This is a genomic window from Streptomyces sp. UNOB3_S3 (genome assembly GCF_020740895.1).
Classification (GTDB): Bacteria; Actinomycetota; Actinomycetes; order Streptomycetales; family Streptomycetaceae; genus Streptomyces.
Map to the genome: position 1 here is coordinate 1 of NZ_JAILXP010000025.1, position 17,925 is coordinate 17,925.

16 protein-coding genes are annotated in these 17,925 nt (G+C 70.6%); 4 read left to right on the forward strand and 12 right to left on the reverse strand.

The annotated features are described in order from the left end of the window. The first annotated feature begins 14 nt into the window (after positions 1-14). Entirely contained in the window at positions 15-1,046 is a 1,032-nt protein-coding gene (locus K6I33_RS04705) for a LacI family DNA-binding transcriptional regulator (protein WP_374283365.1), read from the forward strand. Positions 1,047-1,120: 74 nt separating this feature from the next. On the opposite strand, the gene prcA is transcribed toward K6I33_RS04705, so the two are convergent. From prcA to arc, 5 genes are all read right to left on the reverse strand, one after another. Then, positions 1,121-1,873, reverse strand: coding sequence for a proteasome subunit alpha (gene prcA / locus K6I33_RS04710; protein ID WP_229348409.1), 753 nt, complete (start codon positions 1,871-1,873; stop codon positions 1,121-1,123). Positions 1,874-1,923: 50 nt separating this feature from the next. After that, positions 1,924-2,769 (reverse strand): proteasome subunit beta, encoded by an 846-nt coding sequence (gene prcB, locus K6I33_RS04715; protein WP_229348410.1) that lies wholly within the window; start codon positions 2,767-2,769, stop codon positions 1,924-1,926. A gap of 105 nt (positions 2,770-2,874) precedes the next feature. Continuing rightward, entirely contained in the window at positions 2,875-3,093 is a 219-nt protein-coding gene (locus K6I33_RS04720) for a ubiquitin-like protein Pup (protein WP_126913432.1), read from the reverse strand. Positions 3,094-3,253: 160 nt separating this feature from the next. Further along, positions 3,254-4,765, reverse strand: coding sequence for a depupylase/deamidase Dop (gene dop, locus K6I33_RS04725; protein WP_374283344.1), 1,512 nt, complete (start codon positions 4,763-4,765; stop codon positions 3,254-3,256). Between the two features lie 320 nt (positions 4,766-5,085). Continuing rightward, positions 5,086-6,852 (reverse strand): proteasome ATPase, encoded by a 1,767-nt coding sequence (gene arc / locus K6I33_RS04730; RefSeq protein WP_229348411.1) that lies wholly within the window; start codon positions 6,850-6,852, stop codon positions 5,086-5,088. 242 nt (positions 6,853-7,094) lie between these two features. Between arc and K6I33_RS04735 the strand changes: the two genes are divergently transcribed. After that, positions 7,095-7,388, forward strand: coding sequence for a ferredoxin (locus K6I33_RS04735; protein ID WP_229348412.1), 294 nt, complete (start codon positions 7,095-7,097; stop codon positions 7,386-7,388). A 24-nt stretch (positions 7,389-7,412) separates the two neighbouring features. On the opposite strand, the gene K6I33_RS04740 is transcribed toward K6I33_RS04735, so the two are convergent. From K6I33_RS04740 to K6I33_RS04750, 3 genes are all read right to left on the reverse strand, one after another. Beyond that, positions 7,413-8,012: a hypothetical protein gene (locus tag K6I33_RS04740; protein WP_229348413.1), complete on the reverse strand. Its 600-nt coding sequence runs from the start codon at positions 8,010-8,012 to the stop codon at positions 7,413-7,415. Positions 8,013-8,189: 177 nt separating this feature from the next. After that, positions 8,190-9,077 carry a tRNA (adenine-N1)-methyltransferase gene (locus K6I33_RS04745; protein WP_189453755.1) on the reverse strand — a complete coding sequence of 296 codons (888 nt, stop codon included), beginning with the start codon at positions 9,075-9,077 and terminating at the stop codon, positions 8,190-8,192. A gap of 81 nt (positions 9,078-9,158) precedes the next feature. Beyond that, a complete protein-coding gene (locus tag K6I33_RS04750; RefSeq protein WP_229348414.1) occupies positions 9,159-10,388 on the reverse strand; it encodes a site-2 protease family protein in 1,230 nt (409 codons plus the stop codon). Positions 10,389-10,513: 125 nt separating this feature from the next. Between K6I33_RS04750 and K6I33_RS04755 the strand changes: the two genes are divergently transcribed. After that, positions 10,514-11,455 carry a PD-(D/E)XK nuclease family protein gene (locus tag K6I33_RS04755; RefSeq protein WP_229348415.1) on the forward strand — a complete coding sequence of 314 codons (942 nt, stop codon included), beginning with the start codon at positions 10,514-10,516 and terminating at the stop codon, positions 11,453-11,455. A 15-nt stretch (positions 11,456-11,470) separates the two neighbouring features. Next, positions 11,471-12,142, forward strand: coding sequence for a response regulator transcription factor (locus tag K6I33_RS04760; RefSeq protein WP_229348416.1), 672 nt, complete (start codon positions 11,471-11,473; stop codon positions 12,140-12,142). Positions 12,143-12,245: 103 nt separating this feature from the next. On the opposite strand, the gene K6I33_RS04765 is transcribed toward K6I33_RS04760, so the two are convergent. The 4 genes from K6I33_RS04765 to K6I33_RS04780 form a co-directional block, all read right to left on the reverse strand. Further along, positions 12,246-13,838: an ABC transporter substrate-binding protein gene (locus K6I33_RS04765; protein ID WP_229348417.1), complete on the reverse strand. Its 1,593-nt coding sequence runs from the start codon at positions 13,836-13,838 to the stop codon at positions 12,246-12,248. A 147-nt stretch (positions 13,839-13,985) separates the two neighbouring features. Next, entirely contained in the window at positions 13,986-15,581 is a 1,596-nt protein-coding gene (locus K6I33_RS04770) for an ABC transporter substrate-binding protein (RefSeq protein WP_229348418.1), read from the reverse strand. A 424-nt stretch (positions 15,582-16,005) separates the two neighbouring features. Further along, the gene (locus K6I33_RS04775; RefSeq protein WP_229348419.1) at positions 16,006-16,698 is read right to left on the reverse strand and encodes an HAD family phosphatase; all 693 of its coding nucleotides are present in this window, start codon (positions 16,696-16,698) and stop codon (positions 16,006-16,008) included. Between the two features lie 188 nt (positions 16,699-16,886). Beyond that, positions 16,887-17,918, reverse strand: coding sequence for a PAC2 family protein (locus tag K6I33_RS04780; RefSeq protein ID WP_229348420.1), 1,032 nt, complete (start codon positions 17,916-17,918; stop codon positions 16,887-16,889). Positions 17,919-17,925: the final 7 nt, after the last annotated feature.

The window sequence follows — 17,925 nt, forward strand, 5'->3', positions numbered from 1 at the left end:
TCACCAGGGAGACCGTGGCCTGCGACACCCCCGCCGCCCGGGCCACCAGCCGGGACGTGGCCCGGGCGGCGGGGGTGTCGCAGGCCACGGTCTCCCTGGTGATGGGCGAGAAATGGCGCGGCAGGGTCTCCGAGCGGACCGCCGAGGCGGTGCGCACGGCCGCCCGCGAGCTGGGCTACCGGCCCAATCTCACGGCCCGGAGCCTACGGCTCGGCCGCACGCGGACGGCGCTGCTGGTCGTCCCGGCCCTGACCAACGAATTCTTCGCCCGCGTCTACACGGGCGCGGCCCGTGCCGCCGCGGAGCACGACATGGGCGTGGTCCTCTACCCCTCCCCGGAGGGCACCGGACCGGCCCGCGACCCCTTCGCCTCCGCGCGCGCGACGCTGGACGGCGTGATCGCCTCCTCGATGGCGGCCGAGGCCCTGGCCGACCTCCGCGAGGGCGGCCTGCCGCTGGTGATGCTCGACAGCGACCCCGAGCGGTCGGACTCCCCGGCCACCGTCAACCTCGACATCGCCGACGGCATGCGGCAGGTGACGGAGCATCTGCTGGCCCTCGGCCACCGCAGCTTCGCGCACATCGCGGCCGGCATCGACTCCTGGACCTTCCGGGTCCGGGCCCGGGCCCTGGCGGAGACCCTGCGTGCCGCGCCCGGGGCGGTGCTGCGGACCGAGCCCGCCGCCCTCGACGTGGCGTCCGGCCGCCTGGCCGCGGAGCGCGCCCTGACCGCGCCGGACGGGCCGGGGGCCCGGCCGACCGCGCTGATCTGCGACAGCGACGTCCTGGCGGCGGGCGCCTGCAAGGCGGCCCGGCGACTGGGACTGCGCGTGCCGGACGAGGTCTCGGTGACCGGCTTCGACGACCTGCCCCTGGCGAGCGCGCTGGAGCCGGAGCTCACGACGGTACGGCTGCCGGCGGAGGCGGTGGGCGAGGCCGGGATGCGGGCGCTCGTGGCCGTCCTGGACGGCCGGGCACCGGGGTCGGCGTCCCTGCCGGTGGAACTCGTCACACGCGCGTCGTCGACGACGGTGGCCGCCCCGTAGACCGGGACCGCGCCCCGGACCCGATTACGGGGTCCGGGGCGCGGCCGGCGGGAAACGGTGGGACGGGGACCGGATCAGTCCTCGGCGGAGTCGTTCTCGACGGCGTCCGAGGACTCCGCCTCCCCCGCCCCGTCCTCCAGCAGCCGCTGGAGCTGCCGCCCCAGCAACCGCTTGAATTTCCGCTGCTGCGGCCGCTTGCGGTCCAGGACCGCGACCTCCAGCTGCTCGGCGGTCAGCGTCCGCTCGCTCCCGTTCGTGTCGCGGGCGAGCGACTCGACGGCGAGCTTGAGCGCCTCGGCCAGCGTCATCCCGTCCCGGTGCCGCTGGTCGAGATAGCTGCTGATCTGGTCCGCGTTGCCGCCGACCGCCACCGAGCCGTGCTCGTCGACGATCGAGCCGTCGTGCGGCAGCCGGTAGATCTGGTCGTCCTCGGGGGCGGCCCCCACCTCGGCGACGATCAGCTCCACCTCGTACGGCTTCTCGCCCGCGCTGGAGAAGATGGTGCCCAGCGTCTGCGCGTACACGTTCGCCAGGCCGCGGGCGGTGACGTCGTCACGGTCGTAGGTGTAGCCGCGCAGGTCGGCGTAGCGGACGCCGCCGATGCGCAGGTTCTCGAACTCGTTGTACTTGCCGACCGCCGCGAACGCGATCCGGTCGTAGATCTCGCTGACCTTGTGCAGCGCGCGGGACGGGTTCTCGGCGACGAAGACAACGCCATCGTTGTACTGGAGGACCACGACGCTACGGCCGCGCGCGATGCCCTTGCGGGCGTACTCGGCGCGGTCGGCCATGGCCTGCTGGGGTGAGACATAGAACGGCGTCGACACCGCTATCCGTCCTTTTCTGTGGGTGACGAGGACATCGGGGGCTCAGAGGATCACAGCAGGGCGGCCCGCGGGCCGTCCGGCTCCTCGAGCCGACGCTCGTGGATGGCACGGACGATCTCGGAGCACTCCGCCTCGGTGAGCTTCCGGAAGCCCTCGTCGGTGATGACCGTGACGATCGGGTAGATGCGGCGCGCGAGGTCGGGACCGCCGGTCGCGGAGTCGTCGTCGGCGGCGTCGTAGAGCGCCTGGACGACGAGCGTGGCGGCCTGCCCCTCCGTGAGGTCGTCACGGAAGAGCTTCTTCAGCGCGCCGCGCGCGAACAGCGAGCCGGAGCCCGTGGCCGCGAAGCCGTGCTCCTCGGAGCGCCCGCCGGTGACGTCGTAGGAGAAGATGCGGCCCTTCTGCCGGTCCACGTCCCAGCCGGCGAAGAGCGGCACGACGGCCAGGCCCTGCATGGCCATGCCGAGGTTGCTGCGGATCATCGTCGACAGGCGGTTCGCCTTGCCCTCCAGGGAGAGGGAGACGCCTTCGACCTTCTCGAAGTGCTCCAGCTCCAGCTGGAAGAGCTTGACCATCTCCACCGCCAGCCCGGCCGTGCCGGCGATGCCCACGGCCGAGTACTCGTCGGCCGGGAAGACCTTCTCGATGTCCCGCTGCGCGATGACGTTGCCCATCGTGGCCCGGCGGTCACCGGCCAGCACCACTCCCCCGGGGAACGACACGGCGACGATCGTCGTGCCGTGCGGGATCTCCAGCGTGCCCTGCACGACGGGCAGCTGGCGGTTGCGCGGTAGCAGCTCGGGCTGGTGCTGGGCGAGAAAGTCCATGAAGGACGACGAGCCCGGCGTCAGGAAGGGAGCCGGCAGACGCCCTGTGCCAGAAAAGTTGGCTTCCACACGAATCCTTCGAAGAGATCTTGAAATACTGCACGGACCATACCCCCGGGCCTCCCAGCCCTCCGTCCCGTGCCCCGGCGGGGGCACGGGACGGAATCACCGGCCCTACTGCCCGCCCTTTTGCACGAACGAACGTACGAAGTCCTCGGCGTTCTCCTCGAGCACATCATCGATTTCGTCCAGCACGGAGTCCACGTCGTCCGACAGCTTCTCCTGGCGCTCCTTGAGGTCCTCGGAGACCTGCGCGTCCTGCGCCTGCTCCTCGACCTCCTCCGTCGCACGCGTGGCCTTCTGCTGTCCGCCGCCGGTGTCCTTGGTCGCCATACCCCTCACCCCGCTCGGTTTCGACGTACACGTACACGAGACGTTCAAGATCCGACCCTACAAGCAGGGTCGGGGATCGGCCCTGCACTTGCTACAACGTCCCGGAGCCACCGGGATGATTCCCGTTTCCCCCGGCCCTTAAGACCCCGCCGGGGCCTCCTCAGCCGCCCGAGAGCACCCGCACCAGGTCCTCGGCCGTGCGACAGCGGTCCAGGAGTTCCTTGACGTGGTTGCGGGTGCCGCGCAGCGGCTCCAGGGTGGGGACGCGCTGGAGAGAGTCCCGGCCCGGCAGGTCGAAGATCACCGAGTCCCAGGAGGCCGCGGCCACGTCGTCGGCGTACTGCTCCAGACAGCGGCCCCGGAAGTAGGCCCGGGTGTCCTCGGGCGGGGCGGTGCGGGCGCGGGCGACCTCGGCCTCGTCCAGCAGCCTGCGCATCTTCCCCCGGGCCGCGAGCCGGTTGTACAGGCCCTTGTCCTGGCGCACGTCCGCGTACTGGAGGTCCACCAGGTGGAGCCGGGCCGCGGACCAGTCGAGGCCGTCACGGCGGCGGTACCCCTCCAGCAGCTCCAGCTTGGCCACCCAGTCCAGCTCCCCGGCCAGGCTCATCGGGTCCCGCTCCAGCCGGCCCAGGACGTCCTCCCAGCGGGAGAGGACGTCCTTGGTCTGCTCGTCGGCGTCCACGCCGAAGCGGTCCTCGACATATTTGCGGGCCAGCTCGAAGTACTCCATCTGGAGCTGGACGGCCGTGAGCGTCCGGCCGCTGCGCAGCGTGATCAGCCGGCGCAGCGAGGGGTCGTGGCTGATCCGGTGGAGGGTGCGGACGGGCTGGTCGACGGCGAGGTCGGCGGCGATGAAGCCGTCCTCGATCATGGAGAGCACCAGGGCGGTGGTGCCGAGCTTGAGGTAGGTGGAGATCTCGGAGAGATTGGCGTCGCCGATGATCACATGGAGCCGGCGGTACTTCTCGGCGTCGGCGTGGGGCTCGTCGCGGGTGTTGATGATGGGCCGCTTGAGGGTGGTCTCCAGGCCGACCTCGACCTCGAAGTAGTCCGCGCGCTGGCTGATCTGGAAACCGTGCTCGTGGCCGTCCTGGCCGATGCCGACGCGGCCGGCGCCGGTGACGACCTGGCGGGAGACGAAGAACGGGGTCAGGTGGCGGACGATGTCCGAGAAGGGGGTCTCCCGCTTCATCAGGTAGTTCTCATGGGTGCCGTAGGAGGCGCCCTTGTTGTCGGTGTTGTTCTTGTAGAGGTGGATGGGCTGGGCGCCGGGCAGCTGGGCGGCGCGCTCGGCGGCCTCCGCCATGATCCGCTCGCCGGCCTTGTCCCACAGGACGGCGTCCCGGGGGTTGGTGATCTCCGGTGAGCTGTATTCCGGGTGGGCGTGGTCCACATAGAGCCGGGCGCCATTGGTGAGGATGACATTGGCCAGGCCGATGTCCTCGTCGGTGAGCTGACTGGCGTCCGCGGCCTCGCGAGCGAGGTCGAAGCCGCGGGCGTCCCGCAGCGGGTTCTCCTCCTCGAAGTCCCAGCGGGCACGGCGTGCCCGGTGCATCGCGGCCGCGTAGGCGTTGACGATCTGGGACGAGGTGAGCATGGCATTGGCGTTCGGGTGACCGGGGACGGAGATCCCGTACTCCGTCTCGATGCCCATTACTCGCCGTACGGTCATGCGGCCCTCCTTGCCCGGCGGCGCCCCCGGGTGGGGTCGGCGCTCAAGTACCGCTGCGCTTCCGGTCCGTGTACGGTCCCCGATCCCCCACTGCGCTTCGCGGTGGTACCGAAGAGCCTAGAACGGCTTTGCGGCGCTGGGGAGATCATTACAGTCATTGCTCGGGTTCGTGCCCCGCGCGGACGGCGTCATGGTCCGCGTCCCACGAGTGGTGCAACGCTTGGTGCAAAACGCGTCCGGCTGCGGACGCCCTGCTCCTTCCCCGCCGGAGGGGCGGGACAGGCACAGCAAACAGGGACATCCGCAGCCGGACGGCGGTGTTACAGATACTGGCCGGTATTGGCCACGGTGTCGATGGAGCGGCCGGTGTCCGCGCCCTGCTTTCCGGTGACGAGGGTGCGGATGAAGACGATCCGCTCGCCCTTCTTTCCGGAGATCCGGGCCCAGTCGTCCGGGTTGGTGGTGTTGGGCAGGTCCTCGTTCTCCTTGAACTCGTCCACGCAGGCGGCGAGCAGGTGGGAGACGCGCAGACCCTTCTGGTTGTGGTCCAGGAAGGCCTTGATGGCCATCTTCTTGGCCCGGTCCACGATGTTCTGGATCATCGCTCCGGAGTTGAAGTCCTTGAAGTAGAGGACCTCCTTGTCACCGTTGGCGTAGGTGACCTCCAGGAAGCGGTTCTCCTCGGATTCGGCGTACATCTGCTCGACGACCGACTGGATCATGCCCTCGACGGTGACCCTGGCGTCCCCGCCGTGCTCGGCGAGGTCGTCGGCGTGCAGCGGCAGGGTCTCGGTCAGGTACTTCGAGAAGATGTCCTTGGCGGCCTCGGCGTCCGGGCGCTCGATCTTGATCTTCACATCGAGGCGGCCGGGGCGCAGGATCGCGGGGTCGATCATGTCCTCGCGGTTGGAGGCGCCGATGACGATGACGTTCTCCAGGCCCTCGACGCCGTCGATCTCGGAGAGCAGCTGGGGGACGATGGTGTTCTCCACGTCCGAGCTGACCCCGGAGCCGCGGGTGCGGAAGAGGGAGTCCATCTCGTCGAAGAAGACGATCACGGGGGTGCCCTCGCCGGCCTTCTCCCGGGCCCGCTGGAAGATCAGCCGGATGTGCCGCTCGGTCTCGCCGACGTACTTGTTGAGCAGCTCGGGGCCCTTGATGTTGAGGAAGAAGCTCTTCCCGGCGGGCTTCCCGGTGACCTCGGCGACCTTCTTGGCAAGGGAGTTGGCGACGGCCTTGGCGATGAGCGTCTTGCCGCAGCCGGGCGGGCCGTAGAGCAGGACGCCCTTGGGCGGCCGCAGTTCGTGCTCCTTGAAGAGGTCGGGGTAGAGGTAGGGGAGCTCGACGGCGTCGCGGATCAGCTCGATCTGGTTTCCCAGGCCGCCGATCTTCGTGTAGTCGATGTCCGGGACCTCTTCGAGGACGAGCTCCTCGACCTCGCTCTTGGGGATGACCTCGTAGACGTAGCCGGAGCGGGACTCCAGCAGCAGGGCGTCACCGGGGCGGATGGTGATGTCCAGCAGCGGCTCGGCGAGCCTCACCACCCGCTCCTCGTCGGTGTGCCCGATGACCAGGGCGCGTTCGCCGTCCTCCAGGATCTCCTTGAGGGTGACGATGTCGCCGTGGCGCTCGAAGGCCATGGCCTCGACGATGTTGAGCGCCTCGTTGAGCATGACCTCCTGGCCGGGCCGGAGGTCCTCGACGTCGACGCTGGGGGACGCGTTCACCCGGAGCTTGCGGCCCCCGGTGAAGATGTCGGCCGTGCCGTCCTCGCCGGCCTGGAGGAAGACCCCGAAGCCGGCCGGGGGCTGGGCCAGGCGGTCGACCTCCTCCTTGAGGGCCACGATCTGGTCGCGGGCCTCACGGAGGGTGTTCGCGAGCCGTTCGTTCTGCGCGGACACGCCGGCCAGGTTCGTCTGGAGTTCGACGATCCGCTCCTCGAGAATCCTCGTGTGACGCGGAGAGTCGGCGAGCTTGCGTCGCAGGACGGCGATCTCCTGCTCGAGATAGGCAACCTGGCCCGCGGGGTCTTCAGACCCTCGTCCCGGCCGGATGCCGCGGTTCATGTCGTCGTCGTGGGCTGCCACGGTCCTCACCTCCTCCAAGGGGAGCTGGACGCTTCCTGACCCTACCTGGGCCGGTGCAGGTTGAAACCCCTAGATCACAAACCCGGTCGGAGTGTGTCCGATCTTCACCCTTGCGCACGTCCTCACGTGAGGGGGATACCCACCCATCAACATCGGAAAGCGGGCGGTTGTATCGTCGACTCGGTCAACACCCGTCAGGGCTGGCTCCAATTGATTCACGAACGCAGGAAACGGCAGGCGAGATGACCGCGCAGGAACAGGAAGAAGAGCTCGAAGTCTGGATCGACCAGGACCTCTGCACCGGCGACGGCATCTGCGCCCAGTACGCCCCCGAGGTCTTCGAGCTCGACATCGACGGTCTCGCCTATGTGAAGAGCGCCGACGACGAGCTCCTCCAGGACAAGGGTGCCACCACCCCCGTACCGCTGACGCTGCTGAACGACGTCCGGGACTCGGCGAACGAGTGCCCCGGCGACTGCATTCACGTGCGGCGCGTCGCCGACAAGGTCGAGGTCTACGGACCGGACGCCGAATAACACATCGTCACGCCATGTGACGATTCAGACGCTCCCCGCGACCGGCAGGGGCGTCAGGACGAACTGGCCGTCCCTCCAGTGCCACTTGACCGCCCTGCGCAGATCCGGGCAGCAGCGCGGCACGCCCGCGCCGGAGTAGCCGAGCAGAGTGGCCGAAACCGTCCGGCCGGCCGTCTCCAGGCCCATGACGCTCATCCCCTCCTCGGGGTCCACCAGGGTCGCCACGACCCGGGGCGCCGCGCCGGGAACGGCCGGGGCCGCGAGCACGTACACCCCGCTGGGCCGGGTGCCCGCACCGGAGGCGCAGCGCACCTCGACGGCCGTCTCGGGCCGCCCGTCGCCGTCCAGGTCGGCGGTGGCCCGCCGGACCACTTCCGGGCGGGTGGGGCCGCAGTCGACGGGGTAGTGGGCCGCGCCCGGGTCCGGGGCGGCGGCCGGTGGGCCCGCCGGGGCCTTCGCGGGGGCCGTGGCCCCGGCCGTGGCGTCGCCGGGGCCGGCGAGCGCGGCGCCCAGGACCACCGCGGCCAGCGCGGCGGCGGTGGCCAGCCAGTGCGCCGGACGGGACCGGGTGTGCGGGAGGGGAGCGGAGGCGTCGGGACGGTCGGGACCTGCCGAGGGCTGCACGCGCGCTGACTCCTGCCGAGGGCTGCGGGGACCGGGATCGTCCGCATCGTGCCACACGCCCCCGCGCCGGTGAACGGCGGGCGGGGCCCAGAGGATCACCCAACGCACGTGCGCCGCCGCCGAGTTCCCCGGGGAGGGGAGCACGGCGGCGGCGCACTGGTGGTTCGGACGGGCGGGTCAGCCCTTGTTGGGGCCCTCGTAGTCCTCGCCGTAGGCGCCCTTGGCGGGGCGGCGGCGGCGCATCGGGGGCTCCACGCCGTCGGCGAGGCGACGGGCGGTGACGAGGAAGCCGGTGTGGCCGATCATCCGGTGGTCGGGGCGGACCGCGAGGCCCTCCACGTGCCAGTTGCGGATCATCGACTCCCACGGCTGCGGCTCGGCGAAGCAGCCGATCTCGCGGATGGACTCCACGGTCCGCGCCAGCTGGGTGGTGGTCGCCACGTAGCAGCAGAGGATGCCGCCGGGGACGAGCGCCTTGGAGACGGCCTCCAGGCACTCCCAGGGGGCGAGCATGTCGAGGATCACGCGGTCGACGTCCGTGTCGGACAGGTTGTCCTGGAGGTCGCCGACGGTCAGCTGCCACGCGGGGTGCGGGCCGCCGAAGTAGCGCTCGACGTTCGCCTTCGCGATCTCCGCGAAGTCCTCACGCCGCTCGTAGGAGTGCAGCATGCCCTGGTCGCCGATGGCGCGCAGGAGGAAGGCGCTGAGCGAGCCGGAGCCCACTCCCGCCTCGACGACGCGCGCGCCGGCGAAGATGTCGGCGAAGGCCAGGATCTGCCCCGCGTCCTTGGGGTAGACCACGGCGGCGCCGCGGGGCATGGACAGGACGTAGTCGGGGAGCAGGGGACGCAGCGCGAGGTAGGCGACGTTCCCCGTGGTGCGGACAACACTGCCCTCGGGAGCGCCGATCAGCTCGTCGTGCGGGAAGGAACCCTTGTGGGTGTGGAAGTTCTTCCCGGCCTCGAGCGTGAACGTGTAGTGGCGACCCTTGGGGTCGGTGAGCTGGACCTGGTCCCCGACCTGGAAGGGCCCGCGACGGCGGGCGGCACCGGTCGGTTCGGACATGTGACCAGCGTACCGGTTGCCCTGCGGGCCGCCGACCACACATGGTCGCTCACGGGGGCGGAGCCCCCTCGCACCCCCCCGCTACGACGAGGGCCGGGCCATCGCCGCGACGAAGGCGCGCTCCACGTCCGCCGCCGACAGCACGCCGTAGACCTCGCCCGTCCCCTCGACCACCAGGTACTCGGACGCCGGTGTGGCCCGCAGCACCTCCAGGAGCTCCTCGCCCGAGAGGTCGGCGGAGATCCGGGTGCCGTCGGTGAGGTCCTGGGCGAGCGAGCCGGTGGCGACCCAGGGGCGGCGGTGCTCGGGGACGCCGCCGATGGCTGCCTCGCGTACCAGCGCCCTGGGGGTCCCCTGCCCGTCGACGACGACGAGGGCGCGGGCCCCCGCCTCGTTGGCCCGGCGCAGGGCCTCGGAGAGCGGTGTGGCGGCCTCGACGGGCACGGCGCGCCGGGTGAGCGCGCGGGCGCGCAGCTCGGGGAGGTGTTCGCGCAGGCGGGCCATGCGCAGGCTGTTCCCGGCGCCGGTCCAGATGATCGCGGCGAGGATCGCGGCCAGCAGGGCGTCGGTGAGGGTGTCCATGCCGCCGAGCTGCTCGGTGTCACCGCCGTGGGTGAGCAGCGGCAGGCCGACGAGGACGGCGACGGCGAGGGCGCGGCCCACCCAGGCGGCGGCGACGGTGCCGGTCATGGGCTTGCCGCTGATCTTCCAGACGACGGCGCGGAGCATCCGGCCGCCGTCGAGCGGCAGGCCGGGGAGCAGGTTGAAGGCCGCGACCAGGAGGTTGGAGATCATCAGCCCGGCGAGCAGCACGCCGGGCACGGTGCCGGGCTCGACGGCGAGCATGGCGAGGTAGAAGACGCCCGCGAGGACCAGGGAGAGCAGCGGGCCCACGAAGGCCAGGACGAATTCGCGGCCGGGGGTCTCGCTCTCCTTCTCGATCTCGGAGACGCCGCCGAAGAACTGGAGCTGGATGCGGCGCACGGGGAGCTTGAAGCGCAGGGCCGCGACGGTGTGGGCGAGCTCGTGGACGAGCACGGAGGCGTAGAAGGCGACGGCGAAGAAGAGGGCGACCAGATAGCGGACGCCGCCGAGCTCGGGCAGGACGCGGTCGAGCTGGCCGCCGAAGACCCAGGTGATCAGCGCGGCGACGAGGAACCAGCTGGGGGCGACGTAGACGGGCACGCCGAAGGGCCGGCCCATGAGGATCCCGCCGCCCGCTTCCGGCGTGCGCCGCGGGTCGCGGTCCCCGGGCCCGGCTCCGCTGCCGGCGCTCCCCGCGCCGGAATGGCCCTGCCCGCTGTCGTCCACGGTGTCCCCTCGTCCCGTCCGGCCCTGGTGCGGGACCGGTGTGTTCTCCCGATCATGCAGTGTGATGGGGCCTACCGTCGATGGTATGCGGCCGACTGTCGGTGACGGGCCGTAGGGTCTGTGTCATGGATACCGCCACCGAGAACTCCGCCGGGCGGGCCGGCGCCGCCCGGCCGGCCTCGCTGTCGCCGTCCCGTGCGGCCGATTTCATGCAGTGCCCGCTGCTCTACCGCTTCCGGGTGATCGACCGGCTGCCGGAGAAGCCCAGTGCGGCGGCTACGCGGGGCACGGTGGTGCACGCGGTGCTGGAGCGGCTCTTCGACGCCCCGGCGGCCGAGCGCACGGCTCCCCGGGCCCGGGGCCTGGTGCCGGGCGAGTGGGAGCGGCTGCTGGCGGCGAAGCCGGAGCTGGCGGAGCTGTTCCTGCGGGAGGACGGCTCGCACGACGCGGACCGGCTGGGGACCTGGCTGGCGGACGCGGAGCGGCTGGTCGAGCGCTGGTTCACACTGGAGGACCCGACGCGGCTGGAGCCGGCCGAGCGCGAGCTGTTCGTGGAGACGGTGCTGGCGGACGCGGGGCCGTCGGGCCTGACGCTGCGCGGCATCGTCGACCGGGTGGACGTGACGCCGTCCGGCGACGTGCGGATCGTGGACTACAAGACGGGCAAGGCCCCGGCCCCTCGGTACCGGGACACACCGCTGTTCCAGATGATGTTCTACGCCCTGGTGATCTGGCGGCTGCGCGGGCGGATCCCGCGCCGGCTCCAGCTGGTCTACCTGGGCAGCGGCGATGTGCTGACGTACGACCCGGTCGAGGCGGAGCTGCTGGCGGTGGAGCGCAAGCTGCGCGCCCTGTGGGAGGCGATCTCGCTGGCCACGGAGACGGGCGACTGGCGGCCGCGGCCCACCAAGCTGTGCGGCTGGTGCGACCACCAGGCGGTGTGCCCGGAGTTCGGCGGCACTCCCCCGCCGTATCCGCTGCCCGTCGTCCCGGCCCCGCGCGCGGCGGAGGGCGACGGTCCCGCTGCCCCGGCGGACGACGCTCAGGGCAGAATGGACGAGGTCTAACGAAGGAGTGTTCCTGTGGCGATCCGCGTCCTACTGGTCGACGACCAGCCGCTGCTGCGCACCGGCTTCCGCATGATCCTGGAGGCCGAGCAGGACCTCGCGGTCGTCGGGGAGGCCGGGGACGGTCTGCAGGCGCTGGAGCAGGTGCGGGCGCTCCAGCCCGATGTGGTGCTGATGGACATCCGGATGCCCCGCATGGACGGCGTCGAGGCGACCCGGCAGATCACCGGCCCGGAGCGGAACGGCCCGGCGAAGGTGCTGGTGCTGACCACCTTCGATCTCGACGAGTACGTGGTGGAGGCGCTGCGGGCGGGGGCCAGCGGCTTCCTGCTGAAGGACGCGCCCGCCCATGAGCTCGTCCAGGCCATCCGGGTGGTGGCGGGCGGCGAGGCCATGCTGGCCCCGAGCATCACGCGCCGGCTGCTGGACAAGTACGCGGGGCATCTGCCGTCGGGCGAGGAGCCGCTGCCGGACACCCTGAACACGCTGACGGACCGCGAGGTCGAGGTCCTGAAGCTGGTGGCCCGGGGGCTGTCCAACGCGGAGATCGCCGCGGATCTGTTCGTCAGCGAGACGACGGTCAAGACCCATGTGGGTCATGTGCTGACGAAGCTGGGCCTGCGCGACCGGGTGCAGGCCGCGGTCTACGCCTACGAGAGCGGTCTGGTGCGTCCCGGCGCCCAGTGAGCGCGGCGGCCGCCCGGCCGGTATACGGAAGCGCCCCCGCGCACGAGTGGATCGTGCGCGGGGGCGCTTCGTTTCGGCGGGGTGCCGGGTCAGTGGGGCCGGGTCAGCCCTTGCCGCCCTTGCTGATCTCCCAGAAACGGAAGACGGTCGAGGCGTCGAGGGTCCACTGGAGACCGGAGATCCGCTCGTTGGCGACGGCGTACTGCTTGCCCTGCCACAGCGGGAGGACGGGCACGTCCTGGGCCACGGCGTTCTGGAGCCTGGCGAAGTCGCTGACGGTCGCCGCGCGGCTGCCCTGGGCGGCGGTGGCCGGCAGGATGCCCGCGATGTCCTTCGACTGGTAGTTGTTGGCGAGGACGTTCTCCTCGCCGAAGAACGGCGCGGTGAAGTTGTCGGGGTCCGGGTAGTCGGGGACCCAGCCCTTGACGTAGACGCCGTACTTGCCGGCCGCGATGTCCTTCTCGTACTGCTCGAACGGCACGCTCTGGACGTCCGCCTCGAACAGCCCGCTGGCGTTCAGCTGGTTGGCGATCTCCTTGAACTCGGCCACGGTGCCCGGGCCGTAACGGACCGGGGTGGCCCACAGGGTGAGCTTCACCTTGCCGCTGACGTTCGCGGAGGCGAGGGCCGCCTTGGCCTTGTCGGGCTGCGGGCGGTCGCCGTAGACGTCGAAGAACGGCGTCTTGTGGGCGGTGATACCGCTGGGGACCACCGAGTACAGCGGCTCGGCCGTGCGCTTGTAGACATCACGGACGAGGGTGCTGCGGTCGATGAGGTAGGCGATGGCCTTGCGCACACCGACCTTGCCGACCACCGGGTCCTTGGTGTTGAAGACCAGGTGCTGGACCTCGGCGCTGTTGCCCTCGACGACCTTGACCGCGCCCTTCTCGCCGGAGGTGGCCTCGAGGTCGGCGATGTCCTTGATGGCGAGACCTCGGTAGGCGAGGTCGACCTCACCCTTCTGGACGGCGGACTTCAGGGCGTCCTGGTCGCCGTGGAAGAGCTTGAGGGTCATGCCGCTGTTCTGGACGACGGCGGAGCCCTTGTAGGTGCTGTTGACCTTGAAGACGGCCTTGGACTTGTCGTAGGAGTCCAGCTTGTAGACCCCGGAGCCCATGGCCTTGCCGTCGGTGCGGAGCTTGTCCGCCGGGTACTCCTTGTGGTCGACGATCGAGCCGGCGCCGGAGGCTATCTTCAGCGGGAAGGTGGCGTCCGGGCGCTTGAGCTGGAAGACGACGGTCGACTTGTCCGGTGTCTTGATCTCCTTGATGGAGGAGAGCATCGTGGACGCCGGACCGTCCTTGTCGTTGATCTTCAGCGTGCGGCGGAAGGAGTAGGCGACGTCCTCGGAGGTGAGGTCGTTGCCGTTGGTGAACTTCAGCCCGTCCTGGAGCTCGCACTGGTAGACAGTGCTGTTCTCGTCCTTGAACTTGCAGCTCTTGGCGGCGTCCGGCTGGGGCGTGGTGCTGCCCTTGGGGAAGCTCATCAGCGACTGGAAGACGTTGTTGAAGAGCAGCCAGGAACCGGGGTCGTAACCGGAGGCCGGGTCGGTGGCTTGCACCTCGTCCGACATCCCCATGACCACCGACTCCCCGGTGCCGGCCGCCGTGCCGTCGTCCGAACCGCACCCGCTGAGCAGGGCGGCGGCAAGCCCCGCGCCAAGCGGGGCGGCGAGCCACTGGTCACGTTTCCTCACGTGCGCATTCCTCACAGTTCTTGGTTCGCTGACGGGATGTCTTGAGCTGTAACGCGTTCTGTGGAGCTGGTGGAGCAGGTGGAGCTGGTGAAACGGGTGGTGCGATGGAGCTGTCGGTGTTCCGGGGAGGCTCCCCGGAACGGGGCGTCAGGCGCCGCGGCCGAGCTCCCACGGCTGGAGTTCGGCCGCCGCGTTGAGGGCCCACTCCGCGCCGGTGATCTTGTCCCGGGCCGCTACGTACTGCTTGCCCTGCCACAGCGGGAGCACCGGGACGTCGTCGGCGACGATGTCCTGGGCCTGCTGGAAGAACCGGGCGGCCGCGTCACGCTGCGAGGACAGCCGGGACTGCGGGATCAGCTCGTTGATGATCTTCGAGTTCTTGTAGGGCGACCCGAGGAAGTTGTCCTTGCCGACGAACGGGTCGACGAAGTTGTCCGGGTCCGGGAAGTCCGGGAACCAGTTGATGCCGTAGACGGCGTACTTGCCCTTGGCGGCCTCGGGGCGGAAGTCCGCCCACTTCACGCCCTGGAGCTTGACGTCGAACAGGCCGCTGGTGTTGAGCTGCTTCTGGAGCGACTTGAAGGACTTCTCGGTGGCCTCGCCGTAGTGGTCCGTGGCGTAGGTGAGGACGAGCGGCACCGCCGAGGTGATGTTGGCGCCGCGCAGGATGGCCTTGGCCTTCTCCACGCTGGGCTCGCCGTACTTGTTGGAGAAGGAGTTCTGGTGGCCGGCGACGCCGGTGGGCACGATCGAGTACAGCGGCTCGTTCGTCCGGCGGTAGTCGTCGCGGGTCAGCGCCTGACGGTCGACGAGCTGGGCCATGGCCTGGCGGACGGCCTTGTTCTTGACCGTCGGGTCCTCGGTGTTGAAGGCCAGGAAGCTGCTCTCGGCGCCGGGGGACTCGTGCAGCCGGACGCCCTGGTCGGCGGCGGTGCGCAGGCGGTCGATCTGCTCGGGCAGCAGGGCACGGTTCATCACGTCGATGTCACCGTCCTTGAGCGCCTTCTCCATCGACGCGGAGTCGTCGAAGAAGCGCATCTCGACCTTGTCGTTCTGCGGCTTCAGCGGGCCCTGGTAGTCGTCGTTCCGGGTGAAGGTGACCTTGGTGACGCGGTCGTCCTTGACCTCGGTCTTGATCGTGTACGGGCCGGAGCCGACCACGTTGAAGCCGTTGTCCAGCTTGTCCTTGGCGTAGGACTCGCTGTCGACGATGGCGGCGGCGGGGGTGGCGATCTTCTGCGGGAAGGTGGCGTCCGGCGTCTTGAGGTGGAAGACGACCTCGAGCTCGCCGGGGGTCTCGACCTTGTCGATGTTGCTCAGCAGGGAGATCGGGCCGTTCTCGAAGTTGATCGCCCGGGCGCGGTCGATGGAGAACTTGACGTCCTCGGCGGTGAGCGCGTGCCCGTTGGTGAACTTCAGGCCCTTGCGCAGCGTGCAGCGGAACTGCTCGCTGTTGCGGTCCCCGAACGAGCACTTCTCGGCCGCGTCGGCGACCGGCCCGGCGCCCGAGCGGGGCAGCCGCAGCAGGGTCTGGAAGCCGCTGTGGAGGACGTTCCACACGCCGACGTCGTACGCGGCGGCCGGGTCGAAGGGCGCCGGCGCGTCGGTGGTCTGCTCGAACCGGTCGGTGGTGCCGATGACGATGGCCTTGTTCCCGCCGGATCCCGCGCTTCCGCCACAGGCGACGAGCACGGGGGCCAGCAGGCCCGCCACGGTGGGCAGGACCAACGTCTTGCGGTTCATTGTCTGGGGTTCTCCCTGTGGTGCGTTCGGTTGCCCGGACCCTACCGATACCGGAAGGGCGGTCATACGGGCAGCCGTGAAGTTCTCGCGAAAAGATTAGTGCGGATGGCCGGTGCCGCCGGAACACGATGAAGTCGACGCGATATCACACCGCGATAACGAAAGACGGATGTCCGATATTCGGACGCCGGAACGATTCAGGCACGGGATGATCAATCCGGACACAAGGGTGCGCTTCAGCCCGCGCGAGAGCCTTCCCGGGGGCGCGCGGAACCCCCCGGAGGCTCCCGATCCGGTGACCAACGTCACTTCCGGAACGACTTCGGCGGCCGGGGTAATTCGGCCAGCGCATTCGTCACGGAAAACAATCGTTCAAGCGCCCAGAGTTTCTGGCGCCTGGGAACGGGCCTTGAACGCGCCGCGTTCAGACCGTGATCAATCCGCGCAGAAAAGAGAGATCCACTTCTTCCAGGGAGCCCACGACCGTACGGCCCGCGACGGCCGGGATCGGTGCCACCGAGGGCACCGCCACCACCCGGCACCCCGCCGCCTCGGCGGCGGTCACGCCCGTCATGGTGTCCTCCACGACCGCGCAGCGCGCCGGGTCGGCCCCCAGCCGCGCCGCGGCCAGCAGATACGGGTCCGGGTGCGGCTTGGTGCGCGCCAGCTCGTCGCCGGCGACGGTCAGCGTGAAGTGCTCCGGGCCCAGGCTGTGGAGCACCCGGTCGATGATCTCCCGGTGGGAGGCCGAGACCAGGGCCGTCGGCACCCCGTGGGCGGCCAGCTCGGCGAGCAGCCGCCGGGCGCCCGGCATCAGCGGCACGCCCTGCCCGATCATCTGGGAGAAGCGCGTGTTCAGCAGCGCGGTGAGCTCGGCGAGGGCGATCTTCGCGCCCGTGGCCTTGATCAGGAAGGAGGCGCTGCGCGTCATCGGGCCGCCGACGACCACCTCGCGCCACTCCTCCAGCAGCTGGTGGCCGAGCTCGGCGAAGACCGCCGTCTCCACCTCCCACCAGAAGCCCTCGGTGTCGACGAGCGTGCCGTCCATGTCGAGCAGGACCGCTTGCAGGGCCGATGCCGCCGAGCGCGTGTCGACCGCGGGAACACTGCTGGTCATCCGCACACCTCCTGAGGGACGAGAAGGCCGGCCCCCCACCCTCCTCGGGTGGCGAACCGGCCTTCACCGGGCAGACAAGTGTACGGCGGATCATTGCGGCGCGTCGCGTCAATAACCCGCGAATTCATCCGTCGGCCGGGCCCCACGGGCCCGGGAGCGGGCGGCACGCCCCGGTGAGGACCGGGGCCTCAGCCGTCGCCCTCCGCACCGTCGGCGCCCTCCTCGGGGGCCCCGGCGGCACCGCCCTCCTCGTCCTTGGCCGGCGGGCGCGGCGGCCGGGTGCGGCCGCTGGCCGTGTCACGGAGGTACGAGGCGTCCCGGCCGCCGTCGGTGAGCCCCGGCTCGGCCGCGACCCCGCCCGGCTGGCCGGGCCCCGGCTGGCCGTCGCGGCGCCGCAGATAGCGCTCGAACTCCCGGGCGATGGCCTCTCCGGAGGCCTCCGGGAGATCGGCGGTGTCCCGCGCCTCCTCCAGCGACTGGACGTACTCGGCGACCTCGCTGTCCTCGGCCGCCAGCTGGTCGACGCCCAGCTGCCAGGCGCGGGCGTCCTCCGGCAGCTCGCCCTGCGGCACCCGCAGGTCGATCAGGTCCTCCAGGCGGTTCAGGAGCGCCAGGGTGGCCTTGGGGTTGGGCGGCTGGGAGACGTAGTGCGGCACGGCCGCCCAGAGGCTGACCGCGGGGACGCCCGCGTGGGCGCAGGCCTCCTGGAGGACTCCGACGATCCCGGTCGGGCCCTCGTAGCGGGACTCCTCCAGATCGAGGGTGCGGGCCAGGTCGGGGTCGGAGGTGACCCCGCTGACCGGTACGGGCCGGGTGTGCGGGGTGTCGCCGAGCAGCGAGCCCAGGATCACCACCATCTCCACGCCCAGCTCGTGGGCGAAGCCCAGGATCTCGTTGCAGAAGGACCGCCAGCGCATGCTGGGCTCGATGCCGCGCACCAGCACGAGGTCGCGCGGGGCGCCGCCGGCGGCGCGCACCACGGACAGCCGGGTGGTCGGCCAGGTGATCTTGCGGATGCCCCCGTCCAGCCAGATCGTGGGCCGGTTGACCTGGAAGTCGTAGTAGTCCTCGGCGTCGAGCGCGGCGAAGACCTCGCCCTTCCACTCCCGGTCGAGGTGCGCCACCGCGCTGGAGGCGGCGTCGCCGGCGTCGTTCCAGCCCTCGAAGGCACAGATCATGACCGGGTCGATCAGCTCGGGAACCCCCTCAAGCTCGATCACCCAGCGC